This window comes from Constrictibacter sp. MBR-5, assembly GCF_040549485.1.
Taxonomy (GTDB): Bacteria; Pseudomonadota; Alphaproteobacteria; order JAJUGE01; family JAJUGE01; genus Constrictibacter.
On sequence record NZ_JBEPTK010000010.1, the window covers coordinates 57,346 to 82,516 of the forward strand.

Annotated in this window: 22 protein-coding genes and 1 other RNA gene; 20 read left to right on the forward strand and 3 right to left on the reverse strand. The window is 65.9% G+C overall.

The annotated features are described in order from the left end of the window. Positions 1 to 18 precede the first annotated feature (18 nt). Positions 19 to 1,350, reverse strand: a complete 1,332-nt coding sequence (locus ABIE65_RS18875) for an RsmB/NOP family class I SAM-dependent RNA methyltransferase (RefSeq protein WP_354079878.1) — start codon at positions 1,348 to 1,350, stop codon at positions 19 to 21. Next, on the reverse strand, positions 1,341 to 2,219 hold the full coding sequence (gene htpX, locus ABIE65_RS18880) for a zinc metalloprotease HtpX (RefSeq protein ID WP_502918550.1): 879 nt from the start codon (positions 2,217 to 2,219) through the stop codon (positions 1,341 to 1,343). The genes ABIE65_RS18875 and htpX overlap by 10 nt, the downstream gene beginning before the upstream one ends. Before the next feature lie 112 nt (positions 2,220 to 2,331). Between htpX and ABIE65_RS18885 the strand changes: the two genes are divergently transcribed. From ABIE65_RS18885 to lpxC, 20 genes are all read left to right on the forward strand, one after another. Further along, positions 2,332 to 2,532: a DUF1674 domain-containing protein gene (locus ABIE65_RS18885; protein ID WP_354080075.1), complete on the forward strand. Its 201-nt coding sequence runs from the start codon at positions 2,332 to 2,334 to the stop codon at positions 2,530 to 2,532. Positions 2,533 to 2,751: 219 nt separating this feature from the next. Continuing rightward, a complete protein-coding gene (locus ABIE65_RS18890) occupies positions 2,752 to 3,939 on the forward strand; it encodes a CaiB/BaiF CoA transferase family protein (RefSeq protein ID WP_354079880.1) in 1,188 nt (395 codons plus the stop codon). 44 nt (positions 3,940 to 3,983) lie between these two features. Beyond that, an RNA gene (gene rnpB, locus ABIE65_RS18895) (RNase P RNA component class A) lies at positions 3,984 to 4,380 on the forward strand. A gap of 250 nt (positions 4,381 to 4,630) precedes the next feature. Next, complete coding sequence (locus ABIE65_RS18900; RefSeq protein WP_354079881.1) at positions 4,631 to 5,155, forward strand: division/cell wall cluster transcriptional repressor MraZ; 525 nt, start codon at positions 4,631 to 4,633, stop codon at positions 5,153 to 5,155. A 17-nt stretch (positions 5,156 to 5,172) separates the two neighbouring features. After that, entirely contained in the window at positions 5,173 to 6,126 is a 954-nt protein-coding gene (rsmH, locus tag ABIE65_RS18905) for a 16S rRNA (cytosine(1402)-N(4))-methyltransferase RsmH (protein ID WP_354080077.1), read from the forward strand. Next, complete coding sequence (gene ftsL / locus ABIE65_RS27890) at positions 6,123 to 6,488, forward strand: cell division protein FtsL (protein ID WP_502918552.1); 366 nt, start codon at positions 6,123 to 6,125, stop codon at positions 6,486 to 6,488. The genes rsmH and ftsL overlap by 4 nt, the downstream gene beginning before the upstream one ends. Beyond that, positions 6,485 to 8,245, forward strand: a complete 1,761-nt coding sequence (locus ABIE65_RS18910; RefSeq protein WP_354079883.1) for a peptidoglycan D,D-transpeptidase FtsI family protein — start codon at positions 6,485 to 6,487, stop codon at positions 8,243 to 8,245. The genes ftsL and ABIE65_RS18910 overlap by 4 nt, the downstream gene beginning before the upstream one ends. Positions 8,246 to 8,249: 4 nt before the next feature. Further along, positions 8,250 to 9,716, forward strand: coding sequence for a UDP-N-acetylmuramoyl-L-alanyl-D-glutamate--2,6-diaminopimelate ligase (locus tag ABIE65_RS18915; RefSeq protein ID WP_354079884.1), 1,467 nt, complete (start codon positions 8,250 to 8,252; stop codon positions 9,714 to 9,716). Further along, a complete protein-coding gene (locus ABIE65_RS18920; RefSeq protein WP_354079886.1) occupies positions 9,713 to 11,119 on the forward strand; it encodes a UDP-N-acetylmuramoylalanyl-D-glutamyl-2,6-diaminopimelate--D-alanyl-D-alanine ligase in 1,407 nt (468 codons plus the stop codon). The genes ABIE65_RS18915 and ABIE65_RS18920 overlap by 4 nt, the downstream gene beginning before the upstream one ends. Before the next feature lie 4 nt (positions 11,120 to 11,123). After that, positions 11,124 to 12,212, forward strand: coding sequence for a phospho-N-acetylmuramoyl-pentapeptide-transferase (gene mraY / locus ABIE65_RS18925; protein ID WP_354079887.1), 1,089 nt, complete (start codon positions 11,124 to 11,126; stop codon positions 12,210 to 12,212). A gap of 2 nt (positions 12,213 to 12,214) precedes the next feature. Further along, a complete protein-coding gene (gene murD, locus ABIE65_RS18930) occupies positions 12,215 to 13,603 on the forward strand; it encodes a UDP-N-acetylmuramoyl-L-alanine--D-glutamate ligase (RefSeq protein ID WP_354080079.1) in 1,389 nt (462 codons plus the stop codon). Next, a complete protein-coding gene (locus ABIE65_RS18935) occupies positions 13,600 to 14,724 on the forward strand; it encodes an FtsW/RodA/SpoVE family cell cycle protein (protein WP_354079889.1) in 1,125 nt (374 codons plus the stop codon). Before murD ends, ABIE65_RS18935 begins: the two co-directional genes overlap by 4 nt. After that, positions 14,721 to 15,863 carry an undecaprenyldiphospho-muramoylpentapeptide beta-N-acetylglucosaminyltransferase gene (gene murG / locus ABIE65_RS18940; protein ID WP_354079890.1) on the forward strand — a complete coding sequence of 381 codons (1,143 nt, stop codon included), beginning with the start codon at positions 14,721 to 14,723 and terminating at the stop codon, positions 15,861 to 15,863. Before ABIE65_RS18935 ends, murG begins: the two co-directional genes overlap by 4 nt. Then, positions 15,860 to 17,287 carry a UDP-N-acetylmuramate--L-alanine ligase gene (murC, locus tag ABIE65_RS18945; RefSeq protein ID WP_354079891.1) on the forward strand — a complete coding sequence of 476 codons (1,428 nt, stop codon included), beginning with the start codon at positions 15,860 to 15,862 and terminating at the stop codon, positions 17,285 to 17,287. The genes murG and murC overlap by 4 nt, the downstream gene beginning before the upstream one ends. After that, complete coding sequence (gene murB / locus ABIE65_RS18950) at positions 17,287 to 18,216, forward strand: UDP-N-acetylmuramate dehydrogenase (RefSeq protein WP_354080080.1); 930 nt, start codon at positions 17,287 to 17,289, stop codon at positions 18,214 to 18,216. The genes murC and murB overlap by 1 nt, the downstream gene beginning before the upstream one ends. Then, entirely contained in the window at positions 18,213 to 19,124 is a 912-nt protein-coding gene (locus ABIE65_RS18955) for a D-alanine--D-alanine ligase (protein ID WP_354079892.1), read from the forward strand. Before murB ends, ABIE65_RS18955 begins: the two co-directional genes overlap by 4 nt. After that, positions 19,112 to 19,969: a cell division protein FtsQ/DivIB gene (locus ABIE65_RS18960; RefSeq protein ID WP_354079894.1), complete on the forward strand. Its 858-nt coding sequence runs from the start codon at positions 19,112 to 19,114 to the stop codon at positions 19,967 to 19,969. Before ABIE65_RS18955 ends, ABIE65_RS18960 begins: the two co-directional genes overlap by 13 nt. Positions 19,970 to 19,991: 22 nt before the next feature. Continuing rightward, on the forward strand, positions 19,992 to 21,248 hold the full coding sequence (gene ftsA, locus ABIE65_RS18965; RefSeq protein WP_354079895.1) for a cell division protein FtsA: 1,257 nt from the start codon (positions 19,992 to 19,994) through the stop codon (positions 21,246 to 21,248). A gap of 88 nt (positions 21,249 to 21,336) precedes the next feature. Continuing rightward, the gene (gene ftsZ, locus ABIE65_RS18970) at positions 21,337 to 23,112 is read left to right on the forward strand and encodes a cell division protein FtsZ (protein ID WP_354079897.1); all 1,776 of its coding nucleotides are present in this window, start codon (positions 21,337 to 21,339) and stop codon (positions 23,110 to 23,112) included. Positions 23,113 to 23,324: 212 nt separating this feature from the next. After that, the gene (gene lpxC, locus ABIE65_RS18975; protein ID WP_354079899.1) at positions 23,325 to 24,284 is read left to right on the forward strand and encodes a UDP-3-O-acyl-N-acetylglucosamine deacetylase; all 960 of its coding nucleotides are present in this window, start codon (positions 23,325 to 23,327) and stop codon (positions 24,282 to 24,284) included. Positions 24,285 to 24,401: 117 nt separating this feature from the next. On the opposite strand, the gene ABIE65_RS18980 is transcribed toward lpxC, so the two are convergent. Then, complete coding sequence (locus tag ABIE65_RS18980) at positions 24,402 to 24,830, reverse strand: hypothetical protein (RefSeq protein ID WP_354079900.1); 429 nt, start codon at positions 24,828 to 24,830, stop codon at positions 24,402 to 24,404. Positions 24,831 to 25,171 lie beyond the last annotated feature (341 nt).

The window sequence follows — 25,171 nt, forward strand, 5'->3', positions numbered from 1 at the left end:
GCCGACCAGGTCGGGTTATCAGGGCAAACGCCGCAGACGCGAAGCGAAGAAGCCATCCATTCCGCCGTGCGTACCTAAATGGTACGGCATCGTACGAAGATCCCCACACGGCGATATAAACTCCGCATGATCGCGCACGTCTGCGGCATTGACGGGATCGTGGACAACTGGAGCGCCGGAAGCGATCAGGGCATCGACCTGCTGTCGCCCCTCCTCCGGCTGCAGCGAGCAGCATGCGTACACGATAATTCCACCCGGCACCGTCATATCGACTGCAGCCCTCAGCATGCGCCGTTGCAGTTCCGCCAGCCGAGCGACATCTGATCTTGATTTGAGGTATGGCAGATCAGGGTGACGCCGGATTGTCCCCGTCGCAGAACAGGGAACATCAACAATCACTCGCTCCGCCATCTGCTCCGGACGCCAAGTCACAGCATCCGCGACAACCGCCTCTGCTACTCGTAATCGAAGACGATCGAGATTTCCCTGCAGCCGAAGCATCCGCGGTGCCGAACGGTCCACGGCAGTGACGACTGCGCCTGCAGCGATAAGCTGGGCGGTCTTCCCCCCAGGCGCCGCGGCAAGATCGATGACGGGCCGGCCGGCTATGTCTCCCAAGAGCCGAACGGGCAACGCCGCTGCCGTGTCCTGAACCCACCAGTCACCGTCCTCGAAGCCGGGCAGATCCCGGATGCTGCCGCCGCCACGTCGCCGAAGCGTCCCGGTAGAGAGAGTTTGCGCGTCGAGCGCTTCCGCATACCTGAGAGCGTCATCGTCGCGCTTTAGTGTGATATCCAGCGGCGCCTCATCGAGATGAGCTGCCGCGATAGCCTCCGCAGCGTGTTCGCCATATGCCGATACCCATGATTCATAGAGCCAGCCCGGCGTGTTGATCCCTACGGGCAGTCCCTCAGTCCCATCGGAGTGATGGCCTGCAAGCCTCCTGAGAACGGCATTCACGAGGCCCTTGTGCCCGGCGAAGCCAAGGTGTGCCGTCAGCCACACCGCCGTATCGACAGCAGCATGAGGGGGCGTTCTAAGAAACAGGAGTTCGGCGGATCCAACCCGCAACACGTCGTGCACGATGCTCGCGCGATCAGGCAATGGACGGCGTAGATGCCGAGCAATCGCCCGGTCGATCTGCCCGAGCCTGCGAAGGGTCGTTGCCACAATCATCCGCACATGTGAGCGGTCGCGGCCCTCCAGAGACGGGAGCAGAGGGTGATCTTCGAGCGCATGATCCAAGGGCCGACGATCGCGCAGGACGCTCCGCAGCAGTTCGACGGCGACCGCCCGACTTAGCGCACCGGAGATCGGCGCGTCCCGAGAAGAAGAGTAGGTCACCCCCACGGGCCGCGCTTGCCGGCCACTGTTCCAGATCCAGCGAGTTCTCTCAGACGACGGATGCGGTTCGCTGTGGCGGGATGCGTCGAGAAGAGATTATCCATGGACCCGCCGTGAAGGGGATTCACGATGAACATGTGAGCAGTCGCAGGGTTACGCTCTGCTGCGTGATTGTCGACGCGGCCGGCAAGCTGCTCCAGTCGCTGGAGCGCACTCGCCAGCCAAAGGGGTTGTCCGCAAATCTCCGCGCCCAATTTGTCTGCCTCGTACTCGCGCGTCCTGCTGATCGCGAACTGGACGAGTGCTGCTGCCATCGGACCGACGATCATCAGGAGCAGCGCGCCGACAATGCCGAGCGGATTGTTCCGATTGTCGCCAGCGGCACCAAAGAAGAATGCGAAGTTTGCCAACATCCCGATCGCGCCGGCGATCGTGGCAGTGATAGTCATCGTCAGCGTGTCGCGGTTCCGCACATGGGCCAATTCATGCGCCATCACCCCCGCGATCTCCTCCTGCGTCAGGCTGCGCAAGAGGCCTGTAGTCGCTGCTACCGCCGCGTTCTGCGGATTCCGCCCCGTTGCGAAGGCGTTCGGTTGGTCGTTATCCATGATGTATACGCGTGGCATAGGGAGCCCCGCACGCAGAGCGAGTTGCCTCACCAGGCCAACCAGTTCCGGCGCGCTCCGCGCGTCGACCTCTCGCGCTCCATACATCCGGAGCACGACCTTATCCGAATTCCAGTAGGCAAAGACATTCATCGCGGCAGCAATCATGAACGCGATCACGATACCGCCGCTACCGCCGATGAGGTATCCGATCCCGAGAAACAGGGCGGTCATGGCGGCGAGCAACATGAACGTACGGGCGTGGTTCAACACTGCGATAACCCCACGGAGTCGGCGCATGCCGCCGACGGCCCACATCTTGTGGGACGCCGGAAGCCGTTCAAGTCTTGGCACCAGAAGGGCTCAGGTCCATATGACGACGATGCGCAAGGATCCCTCCCCCGCTGAGCCGACCCCGCCGATCCCGAGTGCGGATGTGGGACAGCCGATCGACGACAAGGACTCGCGTACGCGCCCCTCCGGGGCTTCGCAGGGCCGCGACGAATCCGCGAAAGTGCCGAGGCACGACGATCCCACACGTTACGGCGACTGGGAGATCGGTGGTCGCTGCATAGACTTCTAGCGTGCGGCTGAAACAGCCGCACGAGCCCCTTCGCGACAGGCTTCTTTGGAGAGGTGACACGCATCTTCTTGCCCTCTCCACACAACAGTGTGAGCGACGCCGATGAGGAACGATCATCGGCTTTTCAACAGTTGGTCACGTGCATCTTCGGAAGCGGGTTGAACCGGCCCCCGCATGATGGGCTAGAGTGCGATCTTCCGACTCGAAAGGATCGTGCCCGTGTCGAGCCAAGGCCTGCCGTTGTCCCGTTTCAAGGTTCTCGATCTTACGCGGGTGCGAGCGGGGCCAACTTGTGTCCGCCAGCTCGCGGACTGGGGCGCAGACGTAATCAAGATCGAAGAGCCGCCGAAAGCGACAGCGGGTGAAGGACTCGGCGGGCCGAGGGACGGTTTCGATTTCCAAAACCTCCACCGCAACAAGCGCTCCATCACGCTCAACCTCAAAGCCGAGGCTGGGAAGAAGATCTTCTTCGACCTCGTCCGGGCCGTGGATGTTGTTGTGGAGAATTACCGCCCGGACGTGAAGTCCCGGTTGGGAATCGACTACGAGGCCTGCCGCGCCGTCAATCCTCGGATCGTATACGGCAGCATCTCCGGATTCGGTCAGGACGGCCCGTATGCCCTGCGTCCAGGCTTCGACCAAGTCGCCCAAGGCATGGGCGGCTTGATGTCCATTACGGGCCTTCCTGGCCAGGGGCCGGTCCGGGTGGGCATACCGATCGCGGACCTGTGCGCCGGCATGTTCTGTGCGCAGGGCATCTTGCTAGCCCTTCTGGAAAGGGAGAACTCGGGGGAAGGCCAGTGGGTACAGACTTCCCTCCTCGAGGCACAAATCCAGATGCTAGACTTCCAGGCTGCCCGCTATCTCATGGACGGGGAGGTGCCGAAGCAGGCTGGAAACGACCACCCAACGAGCATTCCGACCGGCGTGTTTCCCACTGCCGATGGCCATATCAACATCGCGGTCGCCGGCCAGGAGATTTACGAGCGGTTCTGCAAGGCGATGGATGCACCGCAACTGATGACCAAACCGGAATACGCATCCGGTGCCCTGAGGTCGAAGAACCGCGCCGCCCTGAATGCGGAGATTGCGGAACTGACGCGCACGAAGCCGAGTGCGTACTGGATCGAAATGCTGAACAAGGCGGGCTGCCCGTCCGGTCCGATCTATACGATCGACCAGGTGTTTTCGGACCCCCAAGTGCAACATGATCAGATGGCTGTGCCGGTAACCCATCCACGCCTCGGGGAGATCAACCTCGTCGGTCAGGCGATAAAGATGAGCCGCACGCCGGCCACGATTCGGTCCGCCACGCCTGATCTCGGCGCAGATACCGATACTGTGCTTCAGGAACTTGGCTACGGTGCGGACGCCATAGCGGAATTGCGCAAGACCGGCGCCGTCTGAGCAGGTACTGGAGTCCGGGCCCTCCCTCCCCTATGTTTGGGCGGTCAGACGGCCGGACGGTCGCCTCCTATTTTTGGGGGGAGGAAAGTCCGGGCTCCACGGAGAAGCGGTGCCGGGTAACGCCCGGCGGGGGCGACCCCAGGGAAAGTGCCACAGAAAGCAGACCGCCCACGCGGCCGGACGAGGAGACTCGCCGGCCCCGAGGGTAAGGGTGAAAGGGTGCGGCAAGAGCGCACCGCGGCCTCGGCAACGGGGACGGCACGGCAAACCCCACCGGGAGCAAGACCGAATAGGAATGACACGACCGCGTGAGCGGTCAGGCGCGCTCCGCGCTGTCATTCGGGTTGGTCGCGCGAGGTATCCGGCGACGGATGCCCCAGATGAATGACCGTCTCCCGGATATTCCGGGGACAGAACCCGGCTTACAGGCCGTCTGACCACTTTGCGCCCGATTCTTCAGGACTGCCGGTTCCTGCCCAGTGACGCAAGGGCATCAGTCGGATGGACCATGAGAACAAACCAAGTACAACACGGAAAAAAGGGCTGGGAGCTTTGGCCTGGAACACAGGACCCGCGGCGATGGACCTCATGAGCGCTCACTCGTCTACGAGTGAACCTTGATTCCCCATCAGGGAATATCTTTTCGCTTCCATCATTGCCCAGATTTGCCCATGATGCCCCATGATTTCCCATGGAGAGCCATGGCGAGGGATCGTGCGCAGGCAAGCGGGCGGTCGAGCGCCGGCAAGCTGGCATACCGATGTTCTTCGGAACGCACGAAAACAAGGTCGACAAGAAGGGGCGCGTTTCCGTTCCAGCGACCTTCCGTGCGGCCATCGGCACCCAGAACGTTCCCGGCATCATCATTTTCCCGTCCTGGAATTCGCCGGGCGCGTACGAAGGCTGTCGGGGCGACTTCCTCGAACAACTCAGCGCGAGCATGGAGAGCATGGAGCTCTTCTCCGAGACGGACGTCATGGCAGACCTCGTCTTCGGTGCGGCGGTACAACTGCAATGGGATGCCGAGGGACGAATTGTTCTTCCCGAAAAGGTAATGAAGCGTGCCGGCATCACCGAGCGCGTCGCCTTCGTCGGCCGCGGCCTCACGTTCCAACTTTGGGATCCAGACCTCTTCTACGCCCAGGAGGAGGAGCGCCTTCAGAAGGCGCGCGAACTGAAGCTCACATTGCGCCTCAAGCCTCAGGTGCCGTCGTGACCGACGCACCCCGCCGCATCTCTGAATCCCGTCACCGCCCCGTCATGCTCGACGAGGTGCTGGCCGCGCTCGAGCCCCGGGCCGGCGCCGTATACGTAGACGGAACGTTCGGTGCGGGTGGGTACAGTCGCGGACTTCTCGATGCCGCGGACTGCAAGGTGGTCGCGATCGACCGAGATCCCGACGCAATCGCCGAGGGGCAGTCGCTCGCCGACCATTACCGTGGCCGGTTGCTGCTAAGTCTGGGGCGGTTCGGAGATATGGACGCAATCCTTGCGAACGCGGGCCATTCCGCCGTGCAAGGGGTGGCGCTCGACCTCGGCGTGTCGTCCATGCAGATCGACCGCGCCGACAGGGGCTTCTCATTTCGCTCGGACGGCCCACTCGACATGCGTATGGATCGGCAAGGCGCATCTGCGGCCGATCTCGTCAACACTGCCGGTGAGGCGGACCTTGCAGACCTAATCTGGCGCTACGGCGACGAACGGCGTTCGAGGAGAGTCGCGCGGGCGATCGTCGCCGCCAGGCGCGACGGCCCCATTGAGACCACCTCGACGTTGGCGGAGATCGTTCGCCGTGCAGTCGGTCGCAGCGACGACGGCATCGACCCGGCCACCCGCACTTTCCAGGCGTTGCGCATCGCAGTGAACGACGAACTCGAAGAGATCCACCGCGGCCTCGCCGCAGCCGAAAGGATTCTCATCGACCGTGGCCGTCTAGCCGTAGTCGCCTTCCATTCCCTGGAAGACCGTGTCGCCAAGGACTTCCTTCGCCGCCGCAGTGGCAGCGAGCCTCGCGGTTCGCGGCATGTGCCCGCTGACGCGGAACGTCTCGCACCGACGTTCCGCGTTCTGACGCGCCGCCCCACCGTGCCGACGGCCGAAGAAATCCGGAACAATCCGCGTGCCCGCTCAGCACGGCTGCGGGTGGCGGAGCGGACGGATGCCGCGGCTTGGAGCGATTCGATATGATATGGCGCACCACAGCCCTTTGCCTTCTTCTCGCCGCCGCGGGGGGCAGTGCACTGCTCGTCGTCACCCGAGAGGTTCGCGAGAGGGAGCGGGTCTACGCCCAACTCCAAGCTCAGATCAGCGCCGCTCGTGAAGCGAGCCACGTACTTCGAGCGGAGTGGGCTTACCTGAATCGCCTCGAGCGCGTTCGGGAGCTCAGCGCAATCCATCTCGGCATGGATGCGGCATCACCGGACCGCATTGTTCGCTTCGAAGACCTACCGTTGCGGCAGGCCGAGCGTGCACCGGAACTTTTGGCGGACAACAGAACCAGCAGCAAGGAGTTGATGATCGTACGCGCGGAGAGGAGGCAAGTCCGATGAGGCTTTGGCCGTTCTCCGAAGTCGAAGAAGCGATGCGCGCCCCCTTGCCGCAAGTCGTCTCCGGCGATGGCTTCCTTCGCGGCCAGATCGATGGGCGGATGAAGGCCGCCCTCGAGACGGGCCGCAATCGCTTGGTTCTAGGGGGATCGCTGTTCCTCGTCGCGTTCCTCGCCATCGGGGTCCGCTTGGTGGATCTCGCCCTGCAGCGGCCGGCAGATGCCGCCGGTCCGGCGGTGGCCGCAGTCTCGGATCGCCTCTCCGTCAAACGCGCCGACATTGTCGATCGTAACGGCGTATTGATGGCATCGAGCCTCACGACGCCTTCACTATACGCAAATCCACGCGAGGTTCGAAAAGTCCTCGATTCGGCGACTGCAGCCCGCCAGATCGTCAAATTGCTGCCGGACCTGAACGAAAGCGAAGTTCGCGCGAAGCTGGAACTGGACCGCGCCTTTATCTGGCTGCGCCGAGGCCTGACTCCGAATCAGCAAATCACGATAAACAATGCCGGTATTCCTGGACTCTACTTTCAGCGCGAGGAACGCCGGATCTACCCGCAGGGCCCTCTGGCAGCCCACATCCTGGGCTTCACGGGAATGGATAACGAGGGTCTGGCCGGCGTCGAGAAGTATCAAGACGACCTGCTGCTGAACACGCGCCAGCCACTGAAGCTCTCGATCGATATGCGGGTGCAGCACGTGCTGCATTCGGAACTAGCCCGCAGCATGGCGAAGTTCTCGGCTGTCGGTGCCGCCGGCATGATCGTCGACGCTCGAAACGGCGAAACCATCGCGATGGTCTCCCTGCCGGACTACGATCCGAACACCCGAAGCGCGGCAAGCGACGATGCGATGTTCAATCGCAACACGCTCGGCGTGTACGAAATGGGCTCCACGTTCAAGTTGTTCACGGCGGCGATGGCGCTGGACGCGGGCGTGACCTCGCTGAAAGGAGGTTACGACGCCTCGCAACCGATCCGAATCGGACGCTTCACGATCACCGACTATCACGCGAAGGCACGATGGCTGAGCGTGCCGGAGATCATGATCTACTCGTCCAACATCGGTTCGGTAAAGATGGCGCTCGATGCCGGGACGGATCGGCAACGTGCCTTTCTGCAGAAGATCGGCATGCTCAGCGCGCCGTCGTTTGAGCTGCCAGAAGTTGGCTCCCCGCTGGTGCCCTCGCCATGGCGCGAGATCAACACCATGACCATCGCATTCGGCCATGGTCTCTCGGTCAGCCCCCTCCAACTCGTGAGTGGGGTTTCGGCATTGGTAAACGGCGGCCTGCTGTACCCGCCGACATTGCTGCGGCGCCCGAGCGACGCCCCTCCCGACGGGACAAGGGTCGTCTCGGAGAGAGTGTCGGACCAGATGCGCTGGCTGATGCGACAGATCGTTACGGAAGGCACGGGCAGGAACGCCGACACGCAGGCTTATCCTGTTGGTGGCAAGACAGGCACCGCGGAGAAGGTCGGCGGCAAGGGATACAAACGAAAGGCGCTCGTATCGTCGTTCGTCGGCGCATTCCCGATCGACGACCCAAAATTCGTCATACTTGCGATGCTCGATGAGCCGCAGGGAACCAAAGATACCTACGGCTACGCGACCGGTGGCTGGGTGGCGGCGCCGGTTGTGAAGGCGGTCGTCAGCCAAGCTGGCGCTTTGCTCGGTCTCCCACCCCGGACCCAACCCCAACAAGACCACCGTGTGGTTGAGGCTAGCACCTCAGTCCGCCGGACAGTCACGCAGTGAGGACATGATCGCGGCTCGCCTGAACCTCGAGACTCGCTCGTCACATCCCGTCGGGAAGTTCGCTGGCCTGACCAGCGACTCCCGCGAGGTGCGCCCGGGGTTCCTGTTCGCCGCTCTCTCGGGGGCTCGTGCGAACGGGGCCGATTTCATTTCTGATGCGATCGAACGGGGCGCATCAGCGATCCTGGCGTCCCCCGGCACCGTGAGCGCCAACACGCTCGGTGGCGCGACATTGATTGAGGATCCGCGGCCGCGGCATCGTTTCGCGATGATGGCCGCAGAGTTCTATGGTCGGCAGCCGCGTACGCTTGTTGCCGTCACGGGCACGAACGGGAAGTCGTCTGTCGTCGATTTCACACGGCAAATCTGGCAGCGCCTTGGGCGCCCTGCCGCGAGCATCGGAACCCTCGGCGCTATCGGCGACGGCTTTCTCAGACCCGTTGCACTGACGACACCGGATCCCGTCACTCTATATCGAACGGTCGGCCAGATTGCGGCGATGGGCCTAGACCATCTGGCTGTCGAGGCATCGAGCCACGGACTGAGCCAGCATAGGTTGGACGGACTCCGCCTCACCGCTGCAGCCTTCACCAGCTTTTCGCGAGATCACCTCGACTACCACGGAAGCCTGCCCGCCTATCTCGAAGCGAAGCTGCAGCTTTTCAGGGATTTGCTGCCGCCCGGTGCGCCCGCACTGATCAATGCGGACAGTACCACCTCTGAGCTTGTGATTGAGGCCTGCCGGCAACGGCGTCAGCACGTCGTGACCTATGGTCGAAAAGGCCTATGGCTGAAGCTGGAAGGGGCGGAAGTAGACCACGATGGACAGGTTCTGCAGCTGAAAGCTTTTGGGCGCAGCTACCGGCTGCGATTGCCTTTGGTTGGAGCGTTTCAGGCTGCCAACGCTCTGTGCGCTGCCGGCCTTGCGATCGTAAGCGGCGAGAAGCCGGACGAGGTGATTGCGGCGCTGGAACATCTGCAAGGCGTAGCCGGGCGCCTCGAGTTGGTCGCCCGCACCCCGGAGGCGGCAGCCATCTTCGTGGACTACGCCCACACGCCCGATGCTCTCGCGAATGCCATGGACGCACTACGGCCACATACGCGCCGCCGGTTGCTGTTGCTGTTCGGCTGCGGCGGAGACCGCGACCCCGGAAAGCGGCCCATCATGGGCAGTATCGCCGCCAAGCATGCGGACAAAGTCATCGTGACCGACGACAACCCGCGCTCCGAGGATCCGGCGGCGATTCGGTGGGCCATCTTGTCCGCATGCCCTGGAGCCCAGGAGATCGGCGACCGAGCGACGGCCATCACAGCGGCGGTCTCAGAACTCCGCGCAGGGGATGTCCTTCTGATCGCCGGCAAGGGCCATGAGCGGGGACAGATCGTCGGCGGAAAGACGTTTCCGTTCGACGATGCCGCCGTCGCACGCGAAGCGGTTCGCCGGTTGGCAGCAGAAAAGGGCTGGGAATGAGCGCCCTTTGGACATCGTCCACAGCGGACGCAGCGACCGGCGGGAGAAGCACGGCGCAGTGGACCGCGCGCGGCGTGTCGATCGACAGCCGCACCGTCGAGCCTGACGACCTGTTCGTCGCTTTGGAGGGCCCCAGCCACGACGGGCACGACTACGTGACAGCTGCGCTCCAACGCGGCGCATCGGCGGCAATGGTACGCGACGTAGTGGAAGACGCGCGGATAGCCGGCCCACTGCTCAGGGTGCCGGATACGCTCCATGGCCTCTACGCTCTGGCTGCCGCGGCGCGCCAGCGCTCCGGCGCGCGAATCGCAGCAGTCACCGGCAGCGTCGGCAAGACCGGCGTCAAGGAGGCCCTCCGGCTCGTTCTCGAGCAGCAGGCGCCGACCCAGGCGAACGCGGGCAATCTCAACAATCACTGGGGAGTTCCCCTCAGCCTCGCCCGTCTCGAATCATCAACCCGGTTCGGCATATTCGAACTCGGCATGAATCACGCGGGCGAGATATCCCCCCTCTCCCGGCTGGTTCAGCCGCACGTGGCGATCATCACCACGATCGCACCGGCACACGTCGCGCATTTTGCGTCGGTGGAGCAGATTGCGGACGCAAAAGCCGAAATCTTCGAAGGGGTCACGCCAGATGGCACCGCCGTACTGAACCGCGACAATCCCTTCTACGAGCACCTATCGACCGCCGCCCGCCGATGCGGCATCGAGCGCGTGATCAGCTTCGGGCAGCACCCCCAAGCGGACGCAAGGCTGTTGGACGTCCGTCTGCTGCCGAACCGGAGCGATGTCGAAGCCCAAATTGACGGCCGGCACATCGCGTTCACCATCGGCGCCCCGGGCAGCCACTGGTCGATCAATAGCCTCGCCGTTCTCGCGGCGGTTTCAGCGCTCGGAGCCGACGTGGAAAGCGCAGCTGCATCGCTTGCCGATGTACGGGCGCCACAAGGCCGCGGCTGCCAAGCGAACGTCCCGCTGCGCGACGGCAGCTTCACACTGATCGATGAGAGCTACAACGCGAGCCCGGCCGCCGTTCGCGCCGCTCTTGAGACGTTGTCGCTGAGCGAAACGGCGCCGCATGGCCGGCGCATCGCAATCCTGGGGGACATGCTCGAACTCGGCCCAGACACCCCGGCGCTCCACTCCAATCTCGCTGAAGCGATTGAACGTTGCGGCGTTGATCTCGTCTATGCCGCTGGCCCTGCGATGATGCATCTCTACAGGGCGTTACCGCCTTCTATCCGCGGCTGTCATGCTGAGAGTACGGAGGCGCTGCTTCCGATACTCACGAGCATCGTACGGTCCGGCGACGTCGTACTCGTCAAGGGCTCGCTGGGCATGCAGATGGCACGCGTCGTCAAGGCGCTGATGCCCGACAACTTCAAGAACAAGGGCTGAGGCGATGCTCTACAATCTCCTCACCCCCCACGCAGATCAACTGATCTTCGCCAATCTATTCCGGTACATCACGTTCCGTTCGGGCGGCGCGATGCTGACCGCATTGTTGATCAGCTTCCTCCTTGGGCCCTCGGTGATCTCGTGGCTTCGCTCAAAGCAGCGCGGCGGTCAGCCCATTCGAACCGATGGGCCCCCTGAGCACCTGTTGACTAAGAGCGGCACCCCGACCATGGGCGGGGCACTGATTCTGCTTGCGCTCACTTTGAGCACGTTGCTCTGGGCCGACCTCCGGAACACCTATGTCTGGGTCGTACTCCTGGTGACCGCCGGCTTCGGGTTGGTCGGTTTCGTAGATGACTTCCTTAAGCTGACACGCCGCAACAGCCAGGGGCTCGCGGGCCGATACAAGATGCTCGGCCAGATCGTGATCAGCACGATCGCCGCATTAATCATCACCTATGAGATGCAGGAACCGCTCTCCAGCGGGATGGCGGTACCCTTCTTCAAGGACGTTCTGCTCAACCTGGGCTGGTTCTTTATTCCCTTCGCAGTGATCGTGATGACCGGCGCGTCCAATGCCGTCAACCTGACCGATGGCCTTGACGGCTTGGCGATCGTACCCGTCATGATCGCCGCGGGCTGCTTCGGCCTCATCGCCTACTTTGCCGGCAACATCGTGTATTCCAACTACCTCCAGCTCCACTATGTAGTAGGTGCGGGCGAGCTTACGGTGTTCTGCGGCGCTCTTGTCGGCGCCAGTCTGGGCTTTCTGTGGTTCAACGCCCCGCCTGCTATGGTCTTTATGGGCGATACTGGATCGCTCTCGTGTGGTGGTGCGCTCGGCGCGATCAGTGTCGTCACTAAGCACGAGTTGGTGCTCGCGATCATCGGCGGCCTCTTCGTACTCGAAACCATCTCGGTGATCGTGCAGGTCGCTTCCTACAAGCTGACGGGGAAACGCGTATTCCGGATGGCGCCACTGCACCATCACTTCGAACGGAAGGGGTGGCAGGAACCAACCATCGTCATCCGGTTCTGGATCATCGCCTCGGTGCTGGCCGTCATCGGCCTCGCCACGCTGAAATTGAGGTGACGATGATCCTCCCCGAGAGCATGAGGGACAAGACAGTCGCGGTGATGGGGCTCGCGCGGTCGGGGTTGGCAGCCGCGCGCGCGCTGACAAGCGCCGGGGCACTGGCTGCCTGCTGGGACGACAATGCCGGACGCCGCGCTGCAGCAACCGAGGCCGGCATTTGGGTCCTGCCGCTTGAGGGCCGAGACTGGTCGGCCACCGACCTTCTCGTTTGGAGCCCAGGTGTACCGCATCTTCACCCACGCCCGCATGCTGCAGCACTCGCGGCGCGTGCTGCGGGGTGTCCGATCGTCTGCGATATCGAGCTTCTGTGGCGCAGCCAGCCGCACGCCCGCTTCATCGGAATCACCGGCACAAACGGCAAATCGACCACGACGGCCTTGATTGCCCACATCCTGAACGAGGCCGGTGTGACCGCCGACGCGGGAGGCAACATCGGAAAGCCGGCGATGTCGCTTCGGCCGTTTGGGCCGGAGGGAACATACGTCATCGAGATGTCCAGCTATCAGCTGGAACTCGTCCCCACCATCCACTTCGAAACTGCCGTCTTCATGAATGTCAGCGCGGACCATTTGGACCGCCACGGCGGAATGCACGGCTATGTCGCGGCGAAAAGGCGGATCTTTCAGGGACAGGGGCCTAACGACACTGCAGTTGTCGGCGCCGATGATGCCTTCGGACGGCATGTATTGGCGGATCTTCGGGATCGCAGGAGCCAGCGCGTGATCCCGATTTCATCGCATCAGGCCGTTCCTGGCGGCGTGTGGGCAGATAACGGCCTTCTGATCGACGACCTCGATGACAGACGCCTAGCCGTTGCCGATCTCACTTCCATTCCAACCCTTCCCGGCGCTCACAATTGGCAGAACGCGGCGGCTGCCTATGCCGTTGCACGGGCTGCGACTGTACCGGCCGAGCAGGCCGTGAGGGCACTCCAGAGCTATCCGGGCCTGCCACACCGCCAGGAGCGGGTGACGACCATTCATGGCATCCGCTACGTCAATGATTCCAAGGCGACTAATGCCGAGTCAGCGGCACGGGCGCTGGCCTGCTATGACAACATCTATTGGATAGCCGGGGGCCTGCCAAAGGAGGGCGGCATCACCTCCCTGGCGAGCTTCTTTCCTCGAATCCGACACGCCTTCCTGGTCGGACAAGCCAGCGAGGCCTTCGCGGATACATTGGGACGCACAGTCCCGCACACGCGCAGCGGCACCCTTGAGCAGGCGGTAAACGATGCTCACGCGCTAGCTCAATCCGAGCGGCGCCCAGGGGCCGTGGTCCTGCTTTCACCCGCCTGCGCGTCGTTCGACCAGTGGCCCGACTTCGAGGCTCGCGGCGATGCGTTCAGGGCCGCCGCGACGGCGTTGAACGCGGAGGATGCGGGATGACGCTCGTCGCGCGCACCGACACCAGCGTCATTGGCCGCTGGTGGTGGACTGTAGATCGCTGGGCCCTGTCGGCTCTCGTGATCCTCATGCTTGTCGGCGCGTGGCTGGTCGTAACGGCCAGTCCCCCGGTCGCGGAGCGACTCGGCTATGGGTCGTTCCACTTCGCCAAGAGACATCTGATCATGCTGCCGGTGGCGGCGACGATCCTGATCGGCGCGTCTCTCCTGTCGCCGCGCGGCGTCTTGCGCGTCGGCGCGGTTGTATTCGCAATCTCGCTCCTTCTCCTTGCCGCGACGCTGGTGGTCGGTGTCGAGACAAAAGGGGCGCGACGTTGGATCAACATTGCCGGCTTCTCGATGCAGCCATCCGAGTTCGTCAAGCCGGCCTTCGCGATCGTCGCTGCTTGGCTGTTCGCCGAGGGCAAGCGCGACAAGGCCATACCGGGCCACTGGATCGCCTTTGGTCTCTACTTCCTCGTCGTGACCCTGATCATCGCTCAGCCGGATCTCGGGATGACGATGGTCGTGACGTCGGTATGGCTGGCGCAGTTCTTTCTCGCCGGCCTGTCGATGTGGCTCGTCATCGGCCTTGGATTGGCCGGGATCGCCGGTCTCTTCGGCGCCTACTTCATGTTTCCGCACGTTACGAGCCGTATCGACAGGTTCCTTGATCCGGCGAGCGGCGATAGCTATCAGATCGACAAGTCGCTATCGGCATTCGTCAATGGCGGATTCCTCGGCCGGGGCCCCGGTGTCGGCCGTGTCAAGGAGACGATACCGGACGCACATGCCGACTTTGTCTTCGCCGTTGCTGGCGAAGAAATGGGCGCGATCGTTTGCCTGATCATCGTCGGCCTGTTCGCGTTTCTCGTCATCCGCTGCTTCGCGCGCCTGCTGGCCGAACAGAATCTGTTCGTCTTCCTCGCCGTCGCAGGCCTCGTAACAAATTTCGGCCTCCAGGCGGTCATCAACATCGGCTCGTCCCTACACCTCCTCCCGACAAAGGGAATGACTCTGCCATTCATAAGCTATGGCGGGTCCTCGCTGCTGGCGCTGGCGCTCACGATGGGCATGGCACTGGCGCTGACACGCCGCCGCGTCGAGCCGGGAGGCATGCTATGAGCGCCGCACGTTACGGGGGCGATGGTCCCATTGTTCTCGCGACGGGAGGAACGGGGGGCCACGTTTTCCCCGCACAGGCACTCGCTCAAGAACTGAGTGCACGTGGTCACCGCGTCGTTCTGGTCACCGACGCTCGCGGCGGCGCCTTCGATGAAGCGTCGGAGGTCTATCGCATTCGGGCCGCTACGCCGGGCCGGACGGCGGGGGCGATGCTGAAAGCGGGCCGAGATATCGCTCTCGGCACGATTGCCGCATGGCGGCTGCTCCGCCGGCTGAAGCCGTCGGCGGTCGTCGGCTTCGGAGGCTACGCCTCGGTGCCGACGATGCTCGCGGCGGGTTGGCTCCGGCTTCCGACGCTCATCCACGAGCAGAACGCGGTACTGGGGAGGGCAAATCGCCTCCTGGCCCGCCGCGTCAGGCGCATTGCGACGGCGTTTGACAGCATGTCCGCCCTCCCGGCCGGCACAGTGGCGAAGCTCGCTCGCACCGGCAATCCAGTACGACCGGCGGTCGCGGCGCTTCGCGGTATCTCCTACGACGCTCCGGCGGCCGACGGTGAGTTCAGGCTTCTGATCACCGGAGGAAGCCAGGGCGCGCGCGTCTTCAGTGAAGTCGTCCCGCAAGCTATCGCCGCACTGCCCACGCAGATGCGCAAGCGCCTGCGGATTGTCCAGCAGTGCCGACCCGAGGATCTGGACGCGGTGCGCGAAGCTTATGCCGACTGCGAGGCAGACGCCGAACTCGCGGCGTTCTTCGCGGATATTCCGGAACGTCTAGCGTGGGCGCACCTGGTCATCGCAAGGGCCGGCGCTTCGACAGTCGCGGAGCTAACGACGGCCGGTCGCCCCGCAATACTCGTCCCCTACCCCTTCGCCATGGATGATCACCAGACCGCCAATGCGAGAGCCGTCTCCGGCGCTGCGTGGGTCATGACACAGCGGGAGCTTACGGTTTCGACACTGACCGACCGTCTCGCTGCGATTCTCACAGATCCGGCCCAGTTGGGCGCTGCGGCAGCAGCCAGCGCGAACCTCGGGGGACCAGACGCAGCACGCCTGCTGGCCGATCTCGTCGAAGCGGAGTTGACCGCACAAGGTGTCGGCGCTGGCGCGCTGCCACTCCGAGGAGTAGCGGCATGAACGCGATGCCCTTCGATATCGGCCCCCTGCACTTCGTCGGGATCGGCGGAATCGGCATGAGCGGGATAGCCGAGGTCATGCACAATCTCGGCTACCGCGTGCAAGGCAGCGACGTTTCCGACGGCGCGAACGTCCAGCGCTTGCGCGACCTCGGAATCGAGGTTCATGTCGGTCACCGCGCTGAGAATCTCGGCGCGGCGAAGGTTATCGTCTGCTCCTCGGCCATCCGTGGCGGCAACCCGGAAGTTGATGCGGCGCGTGCAAAGCTTCTGCCGGTGGTGCGGCGTGCCGAGATGCTCGGCGAGTTGATGCGCCTGAAATGGTCCATCGCCGTCGGCGGAACGCACGGAAAGACGACGACCACTTCGATGGTGGCCGCCCTCCTGGATGCCGCGGGTTACGATCCAACAGTGATCAACGGCGGCATCATCAACGCCTATGGCACCAATGCACGGCTGGGCCAGGGCGAATGGATGGCCGTTGAGGCCGACGAGTCTGACGGCACGTTCGTAAAGCTGCCGGCGACTGTCGCGGTCGTCACGAACATCGACCCGGAGCATCTGGACCATTACGGCACGTTCGAGCGCGTACGCGACGCCTTCCACGCCTTCGTCGAGAATATCCCCTTCTATGGTTTCGCAGTGCTCTGCACGGATCATCCAGAGGTGCAGAAGCTGGTCGCCAGGGTCGTTGACCGGCGCGTACTGACCTACGGGCTCAATCCGCAGGCCGACATTCGGGCAAGCCGCGTCAGGGCCGAGGACGGCGTCATGGTCTACGACGTCACCGTCGCCACCCGGGCAAACGGACCCGCACGCACGATCGAAGGCCTCAAACTGCCGATGCTGGGCGAGCACAACGTCCAGAACTCACTCGTGATGGTCGCCATAGCGCACCAGTTGGGCATCCCGGACGATGTCCTGCGCTCGGCATTGGCCGGGTTCTCGGGCGTCAAACGCCGCTTCACACAGACCGGGCAATCGGGCGGCATCACGGTGATCGACGACTATGGCCATCATCCGGTGGAGATCACAGCGGTCCTCAAGGCAGCGCGGTCGGCAACGCAGGGACGCGTCGTCGCCGTGGTGCAGCCGCATCGGTACTCCCGACTTCAGAACCTTTTCGAAGAATTCTGCACCTGCTTCAACGACGCAGACACCGTCCTCGTCGCCCCTGTGTATCCCGCCGGAGAGACTCCGATCGAAGGCGTTGATCGCGATGCACTCGTCGCGGGCCTGAAACAGCGTGGCCATCGTCACGCCCTGCCGCTCGGCGGCCCGGAGGAATTGGCCGGCATGGTCGGCGACCTCGCCCGACCTGGCGACCTGGTGGTCTGCCTGGGCGCCGGCAGCATCACGACTTGGGCCTATGCACTTCCGGGCCAGCTCGATGCACTGGCTGCCCCCGCGAGGGCCGCACGATGATGGCAGCACAGCGCGTAGGCCACCATCTTGTCGAAAGGTTGCCGCCGGTGCGCGGCCGCTACACCGCGGATGCGCCGCTGGCACCGACGACATGGTTCCGCGTCGGCGGCCCGGCCGAAGTGCTCTTCCGTCCGGCCGACACGCAGGACTTGGCGATGTTTCTGGCCAACCGTCCGGCCGACGTGCCAGTCACGATTCTCGGTGTCGCGTCGAATACTCTCGTCCGCGACGGCGGCATACCCGGCGTCGTGATCCGTCTGGCACGCGGCTTCAATCAGGCCGAAGCAGATGGCGAATCGCTCCTCGTCGGGGCAGCGGTCCTCTGTCCGAATGCGGCGCTGACAGCGGCCGACGCCTCTCTCGCAGGACTGGAGTTCCTGACCGGTGTCCCCGGGACGATCGGCGGCGCCGTTCGTATGAACGCTGGGGCCTTCGGCCTTGAGATCCGCAACTGTCTCGTCTGGGCGGAAGCTGTCGACGGAGCCGGAGTGCTGCACCGAGCAACCGCGACCGATATGACTCTGAGTTATCGACACAATGCCGCTCCAAGCGACTGGATCTTCGTTCAGGCCTGCCTGCACGGCCGCCCCGGGTCGCTGGTGGATATTCGTGAGCGGATGGGCGCCATCCAGTCGGAGCGGGAAGCGAGCCAGCCGCAGCGTGCGCGGACCGGCGGATCAACGTTCAAAAATCCACCCGGCGCGAAGGCCTGGGAGCTGATCGACCGGGCTGGTTGCCGCGGCCTTTCCGTCGGCGGCGCCGTGGTCTCCGAGAAGCACTGCAATTTTCTCATCAACACGGGTGACGCGACCGCCGCAGAGATCGAAGCGCTCGGCGAAGAGGTCCGGCGACGCGTTCAGATCGAAACCGACGTCCTGCTCGAGTGGGAGATCCGCCGGCTGGGCGTCAGCGCAGGAGGTTCGCCATGAAGCACGTCGCCGTGCTCAAGGGCGGCTGGTCGACCGAGCGCGCCGTCTCGCTCGTGACCGGCGACGCGGTTGCTCGCGCGCTGGAGAACGCGGGCTATCGCGTCACCTCGATCGATCTGCAACGCAATCTCACGGCCCTGCTCGCGGACCTGACGCCCCGCCCCGACGTGGTCTTCAATGCGCTGCACGGCCGGTTCGGCGAAGACGGCTGCATCCAGGGGGTCCTCGAAATTCTCGGCATCCCCTACACGCATTCCGGGGTGCGTGCGTCGGCGATCGCGATGGATAAGCCTGCCGCCAAGCGGATTTTCGCGTCGGTCGGGATCCGCTGTCCGGAAGGCGTCGAGGTGCCCGTCGCGGAAGCGCACAGCGCCATGCCGGCACCCTATGTCGTCAAGCCGGCGAGCGAGGGGTCGAGCGTCGGTGTGCTCATCGTCCCGGAGGGCGACAACGCCGCACCGCTGAAGACGGTGGATTGGGCCTTCGGGAGGAACGTGCTCGTCGAGAAGTACATCCCAGGCCGTGAACTGACCGTGGCCGTCATGGACGGCCGGCCGGTCGCCGTGACCGAACTTCGGCCGCTCCAGGGTTTCTACGACTACGAAGCCAAGTACACCGATGGAAAGACGGAGCATCTGGTTCCTGCGCCGGTGCCCGAAGCGATCGCCGCACAGGCGATGGAGTGGGCCCGGTTGGCGCACGACACACTCGGCTGCCGCGGCGTCACGCGCTGCGACTTCCGCTACGACGACGCGGGCGACCCGCCCGGAACGCTGTACATGCTGGAAATCAATACACAGCCCGGCCTGACTCCCCTCTCCCTGGTCCCGGAGCAGGCTGCGCACATCGGCATGGACTTCGAGCAGCTCTGCGTCTGGATGGTGGAGGCGGCACGATGCGACTCCTGAGCGTCGGCAGCAACGACCGGCAAGGCCGGCGACGCCCGACACGAAAGCGCCCAGCCCCGCCCTGGCTGCGTCCGACAATCCAGGTCGCCGCCGCCACCGCCGTCCTGGCCGTGCTGACGGGCGGCGTCATGCAGTTGCAGGCATCCGGCTGGCTGGGCGAGCGCGTCACCGCGCTGCGGCTGGGAGCCGTCGCAGCTTCGGCAGAGTTGGGCCTCAAGGTCGCGGATGTGGCCGTCAGCGGTCGTGAGCGGACCACGCGCGACGAGTTGCTCGCCGCTCTCGACGTCCGACGCGGCGATCCGATCATCGGGTTCGACCCGCAGGCCGCGCGCGAGCGCCTGGAGGGACTGCCCTGGGTGCGGAGCGCTCGGGTCGAGCGCTCTCTGCCGGATGTCGTCCGGGTCGACATCGTCGAGCGCCAGCCGCTCGCCCTCTGGCAGGTCGACCGCCGCCTCCAGATCATCGATCACCAGGGCCAGGTCATCCGCGTGGCCGACAAGCGGCCGTTCCGCAACCTGCCGGTCATCGTCGGGCCGGACGCCGCGACCCACGCGCCCGGCCTGCTGCAGCTGCTCGGCGGCGAGCCGGACCTCGCAAAGCGTATGACCGCGGCCATCCGGGTGGCCGAGCGGCGCTGGAACATAAGGCTCGACGACCGCGTCGAGATCCGGCTGCCGGCGCAGGACATCGGCGTCGCCTGGAGCCGCTTGGCGGCGATGGAGCGCACGAACGCGGTTCTCGGACGCGACATCGTCGCCGTCGATCTGCGCCTGCCTGACCGGACCATCGTCCAGCTGGCACCGGGCGCAAAACTGCGGACCGCGGGTCCGGGGAAGTCCACATGACAGCAGCAGGCGGGGCACTGCGGTGAGCAAGGGGAACGCCAAGGCACGGAGCGGGCTGATCGCCGCGCTCGACATCGGCACCACGAAGTGCTGCTGCTTCGTCGCGCGCCCGCAGGCCGACCGGAGCCCGCGCGTCGTCGGCATCGGGCACCAGGAGTCGCGGGGCCTGCGCAACGGCGTCATCGTCGACATGGAGGCGGCCGAGGCCACCATCATCAACACGATCCACGCCGCCGAGCAGATGGCCGGCGAGACCGTGCGCCAAGTCGTCGTCAACATCTCCGGCGGCAAGCCGGCCTCGCACAGCATCGCCAGCGAGGTGGCGCTCAGCAGCCACGAGGTCGAGGACGTCGACGTCCGTCGCGCGCTGGCCCAGGGCCGCGCGCAGTTCGCGCCGAACGGCCGCGAGATGGTTCACTTCATCCCGCTCGGCTACACGATCGACGGCAATCGCGGGATCCGCGACCCGCGCGGCATGTTCGGCGAGAAGCTCGGCGTCGACATGCACGTCATCACCGCCGAGGCCGGCCCGATCCGCAATATCGCGACCTGCGTCGGCCGCGCGCACCTGGACGTCGAGGCCTTCGTCGTCTCGCCCTATGCCGCCGGGCTCGCGGCCCTGGTCGAGGACGAGATGGACCTGGGCGTCACGCTGATCGACATGGGCGGCGGCACCACCGGCGTCTCGGTCTTCTACGACGGCAGCGTCGTCTACACGGACACGATCCCGGTCGGCGGCGCCCACGTCACCAACGACATCGCGCGCGGCCTGTCGACGCCGGTGAACCACGCCGAGCGCCTGAAGACGCTCTACGGCAGCTGCATGGCCTCGGCCACCGACGAGCGCGAGATCATCGACGTCCCGCCGATCGGCGAGGACCCGCTGACCAACCCGCACCACGTCCCGAAGTCCCTGCTGATCGGCATCATCCAGCCGCGCATCGAGGAAATCTTCGAGCTGGTGCGGTCGCGCCTCGACGCCAGCGGCTTCGACCGCGTCGCCGGGCGCCGGGTCGTGCTGACGGGCGGCGCTTCGCAGCTGCAGGGCGCCCGCGAGATGGCCGCACTGGCACTCGACAAGCAGGTCCGCATTGGCCGCCCGACTGGCGTGATGGGCCTGGCCGAGGCGACCAGCGGGCCCGCCTTCGCCACCTGCGCCGGCCTGCTGATCTACGCCGGCCGCGAGCAGGGCGGCCACGCCTACCAGAGCCTCGAAACGTTCGACCAATCGGCCGGCTTCCTATCGCGAGTCGGCACCTGGCTGAGGGAGCACATGTGAGCGCAGAGCACGAACGGTGCCGCGACCGAGCGGCACCCCGACCGACCCCCACCACCCCCCTATCCAACGTTTGCAGCGGGAGGCGTCAATGACCATAAACCTGTCCATGCCGGATCGACCCCGGGAACTGAAGCCCCGGATCACCGTGGTCGGCGTCGGCGGCGCCGGCGGCAACGCGGTCAACAACATGATCCGCTCCAACCTGAGCGGCGTCGAGTTCCTGGTCGCCAACACCGACGCCCAGTCGCTCGAGATGTCGCGTGCCGAGCGCCGCATCCAGCTCGGCCTCGGCCTGACGCACGGCCTGGGCGCCGGCTCGCGCCCCGATATCGGCCGCGCCGCCGCCGAGGAGGCGATCGACGAGATCCTGGAGCACCTCACCGGCAGCCACATGGTGTTCATCACCGCCGGCATGGGCGGCGGCACCGGCACGGGTGCGGCCCCGGTCATCGCCCGCGCCGCGCGCGAGCAGGGCGTGCTGACCGTCGGCGTGGTGACGCGGCCGTTCCACTTCGAAGGCTCGCACCGGATGAAGCTGGCCGACTCCGGCCTCGAGGAACTGGCCAAGTTCGTCGACACGCTGATCATCATCCCCAACCAGAACCTGTTCCGCATCGCCAACGAGAAGACGACGTTCGCGCAGGCCTTCCAGCTGGCCGACGACGTCCTCTACTCCGGCGTCCGCGGCGTCACCGACCTGATGGTGATGCCCGGCCTCATCAACCTGGACTTCGCCGACATCCGCACCGTCATGAGCGAGATGGGCAAGGCCATGATGGGCACCGGCGAGGCGTCGGGCGACAAGCGCGCCGTCGACGCGGCCGAGGCGGCGATCTCCAACCCGCTGCTCGACGACATGTCGATGAAGGGCGCGCGCGGCGTCCTCATCAACATCACCGGCGGCCTCGACATGACGCTGTTCGAGGTCGACGAGGCGGCCAACCGCATCCGCGACGAGGTCGACCCCGACGCCAACATCATCTTCGGCGCCACCTTCGACGAGAACCTCGAAGGCGTCATGCGCGTCTCGGTCGTCGCCACCGGCATTGACGCCCAGCTCGACCTGCTGCCGCGCCAGACCGAGGCGGCCGCCACGACCAACGCCCAGGCGCGGGTCATGCCCTTCCCGATCCGGCCGCCGCAGCCGAACCTGCGCCAGGGCCCAGCCCCGGTGATCGCGCGCAACCCGGGCAGCGCCCAGGCGACGGCGCACGCCGTCCAGCACGAGCCGGTGGCCACCGCCCAGCAGACGGAGCACCAGCCGGGCACCGCCCAGGCCCAGCCCGAGCAGCCGGCGCCGCTGCCGCGCATGCCGAGCTTCGGCCAGCGCACCACGGGTGGTATGACGGGCGGCGCCACCTGGGGCGGCACCGCCCCGGCGCCGCAGCACCAGGCCGAGGACGACGCGACGGCGAGCGACCGGCCGTTCATCGCCCCGCGCCCGATCCAGCCGACCGAGCCGCGCCAGCCGGTGCAGTCGAACCGGGTGGCACCGCGCGCCGCCGAGCCCGAGGAACCGCGCCGCAGCCGGCTCGGCTTCCCCGGCCTGATCGAGCGGATGACCGGCCACGCCCGCGCCCGCCAGGAGCCGGCGCCCGAGCGCCAGCCCGAGCGCCAGCTCCAGCAGCGCGAGCCGCAGCACCACGAACCGGCCTACCAGCAGCCCGCGGCCCACTACCAGCCGCAGCCGGAGCGCCGGCCCGAGCGTGAAACGGCCCAGCGCGAGGTGGCCCAGCGGGAAACGGCCCAGCCCGACGCCCAGAAGCAGCTCGGCGGGCTCGACCCGGCCGACCGCCTCGCCGTGTCGCGCCAGGAAGAGGACCTGCTCGACATCCCCGCCTTCCTGCGCCGCCAGGCCAACTAGGAGGCGACCGGGTTGCGCGGACGGCCTCCCCGTCAACCCGGCACGCCCGCTTACATCCGACTGGGTGTAACAGGCGGTAACAGTAAGTGATTTGAGTGCTCCGGCGCCGGGCGATAAACCCGATGTCGGAGCACTTCGCTTTTCGGGCCCGGCCCGATCGGCACCCTCACACGGCCCCCCTACTCGGCCACGCAATCGGAACGGAGAACCGCATGCCCGCATCGGGACAGATCGGCCTGCACACCGGACCGACCGCCGCCACGGCGCCGCGCACGGCGCTGAAGGCGCGCCAGGGCACGCTGGCCCGCGCCATCGGCTGCGAGGGCGCCGGCCTGCACAGCGGTCGGCCGGTCGAGATGCGCATCCTGCCCGCCGACGACGACAGCGGCATCCGCTTCCGCCGCACCGACGTGGCCCGCGGCGCCGGCGAGATCCTCGCGCGCTGGGACTCCGTCGTCGACACCAAGCTCTGCACCGTCCTGGGCAACCGGCACGGCACCCGCATCGCCACCGTCGAGCACCTGATGGCGGCCCTGGTCGGCGCCGGCGTCGACAACGCCGTGATCGAGATCGACGGCCCCGAGATCCCCGCCATGGACGGCAGCGCCGCCCCGTTCCTCGACCTCTTCGCCGCCGCCGGCACCGTCGAGCAGGACACCGTGCGCCGCGCCATCCGCATCCTGAAGCCGGTCTGCGTCACCGAGCCGGGCAAGCGCGTCGCCCTGTCGCCCGCACCCGACTATCGCCTGGACGTCACGATCGACTTCCCCAACCGCGCCATCGCCCGCCAGACGGTCGCGTGCAGCCTGCGCCGCGACGCCTTCCGCCGCGACATCGCACCCGCCCGCACCTTCGGATTCTTCGAGGAGGTCGCCGAACTCCAGGCGGCCGGCTATGCGCGCGGCGGCTCGCTGGAGAACGCGGTCGTCATCTGCGGCCAGACCATCATGAACCCCGAGGGCCTGCGCTTCCCCGACGAGTTCGTGCGCCACAAGATGCTCGACGCCATCGGCGACCTGTTCCTGGCCGGCGCGCCGATCCTCGGCCGCTTCGAAGGCGTCTGCCTGGGCCACACCCTGAACAACCGCCTGCTCAAGGCCCTGTTCGCCGACCCCACCGCCTGGACCTGGGAGCCCGCCCCCGCCACCACGCCGACCCCCGGCCTCCACTGACGGCACCGCCGTCTGGGTGGACTAAGGGACGGGGCGCTGCGGGGCTCGCCGTGCCCCAGGCTCTCCGTAACCGAGGGCGCCGCGGGCCGTGAAGGCCCGGCCGGCGCCCCTGCGGCGTCAGCCCATCTTCGACTTCTTCGCCTTCGCCTTCTTCGCCGCCGCGGGCGCCGGTGCCGCGACCGCCGTCTTGTTCGCGTCGACCCGGCGCAGGATCCGCGTCTCCAGGCTGTTCGGGCTCAGGATCGTCCCCGTCGGCTCGACCTCGAACAGGCCGCGGAACTCCTTGAACACCCGCGGCACCACCTCGAAGTCCTTCGCCTCGGCCAGCGCCACGACGAACGGCCCCGCCTCGCCCGACCGCGCCTGCGCCTCGTCCGCGTTCTCGAACCACACCTCGAGGAAGTTCGAGCCGTTCGAATCCCGCCGCCAGCCCTTCGTCCAGGTCACCGGCACCATGTCCGCTTCCCCGCCGGCCACGCTGCGATGCGCCTTCCAATACGCCTTGCCCGTGAACCAGAGATCGTATCCGCCGACCACATGTGCCATCCGACCCTCCTTTGACCGAGTCCCTATATGGTGCGTCCACCCCCCCTTCGCATCCGCGGCGGGGCGGCACCGCCGCCGGGGTCGACTAGGGATGGAGCGCGGGGGGCGCCGTGCGGGCTCGGCGGGCGTCGGGACGGTGCCGGTCGATACCGATACCTTCCCTTTCCTTCCCAAACCTTCCCTTTCGTGGGCAGGCATCCGCGGCAGCCTCGTTCCCCGCTGCCCCGGCCCCCGGATCAGGTCCGGGGCAAGCTCCGGCGAAGCGGAGAGCCGGCGCCCGGCGCCGAACCGCCCCGACCGGAACCGAGCGCCGGCGGCCGGTGCCGGCGAGCGGCAGGTTG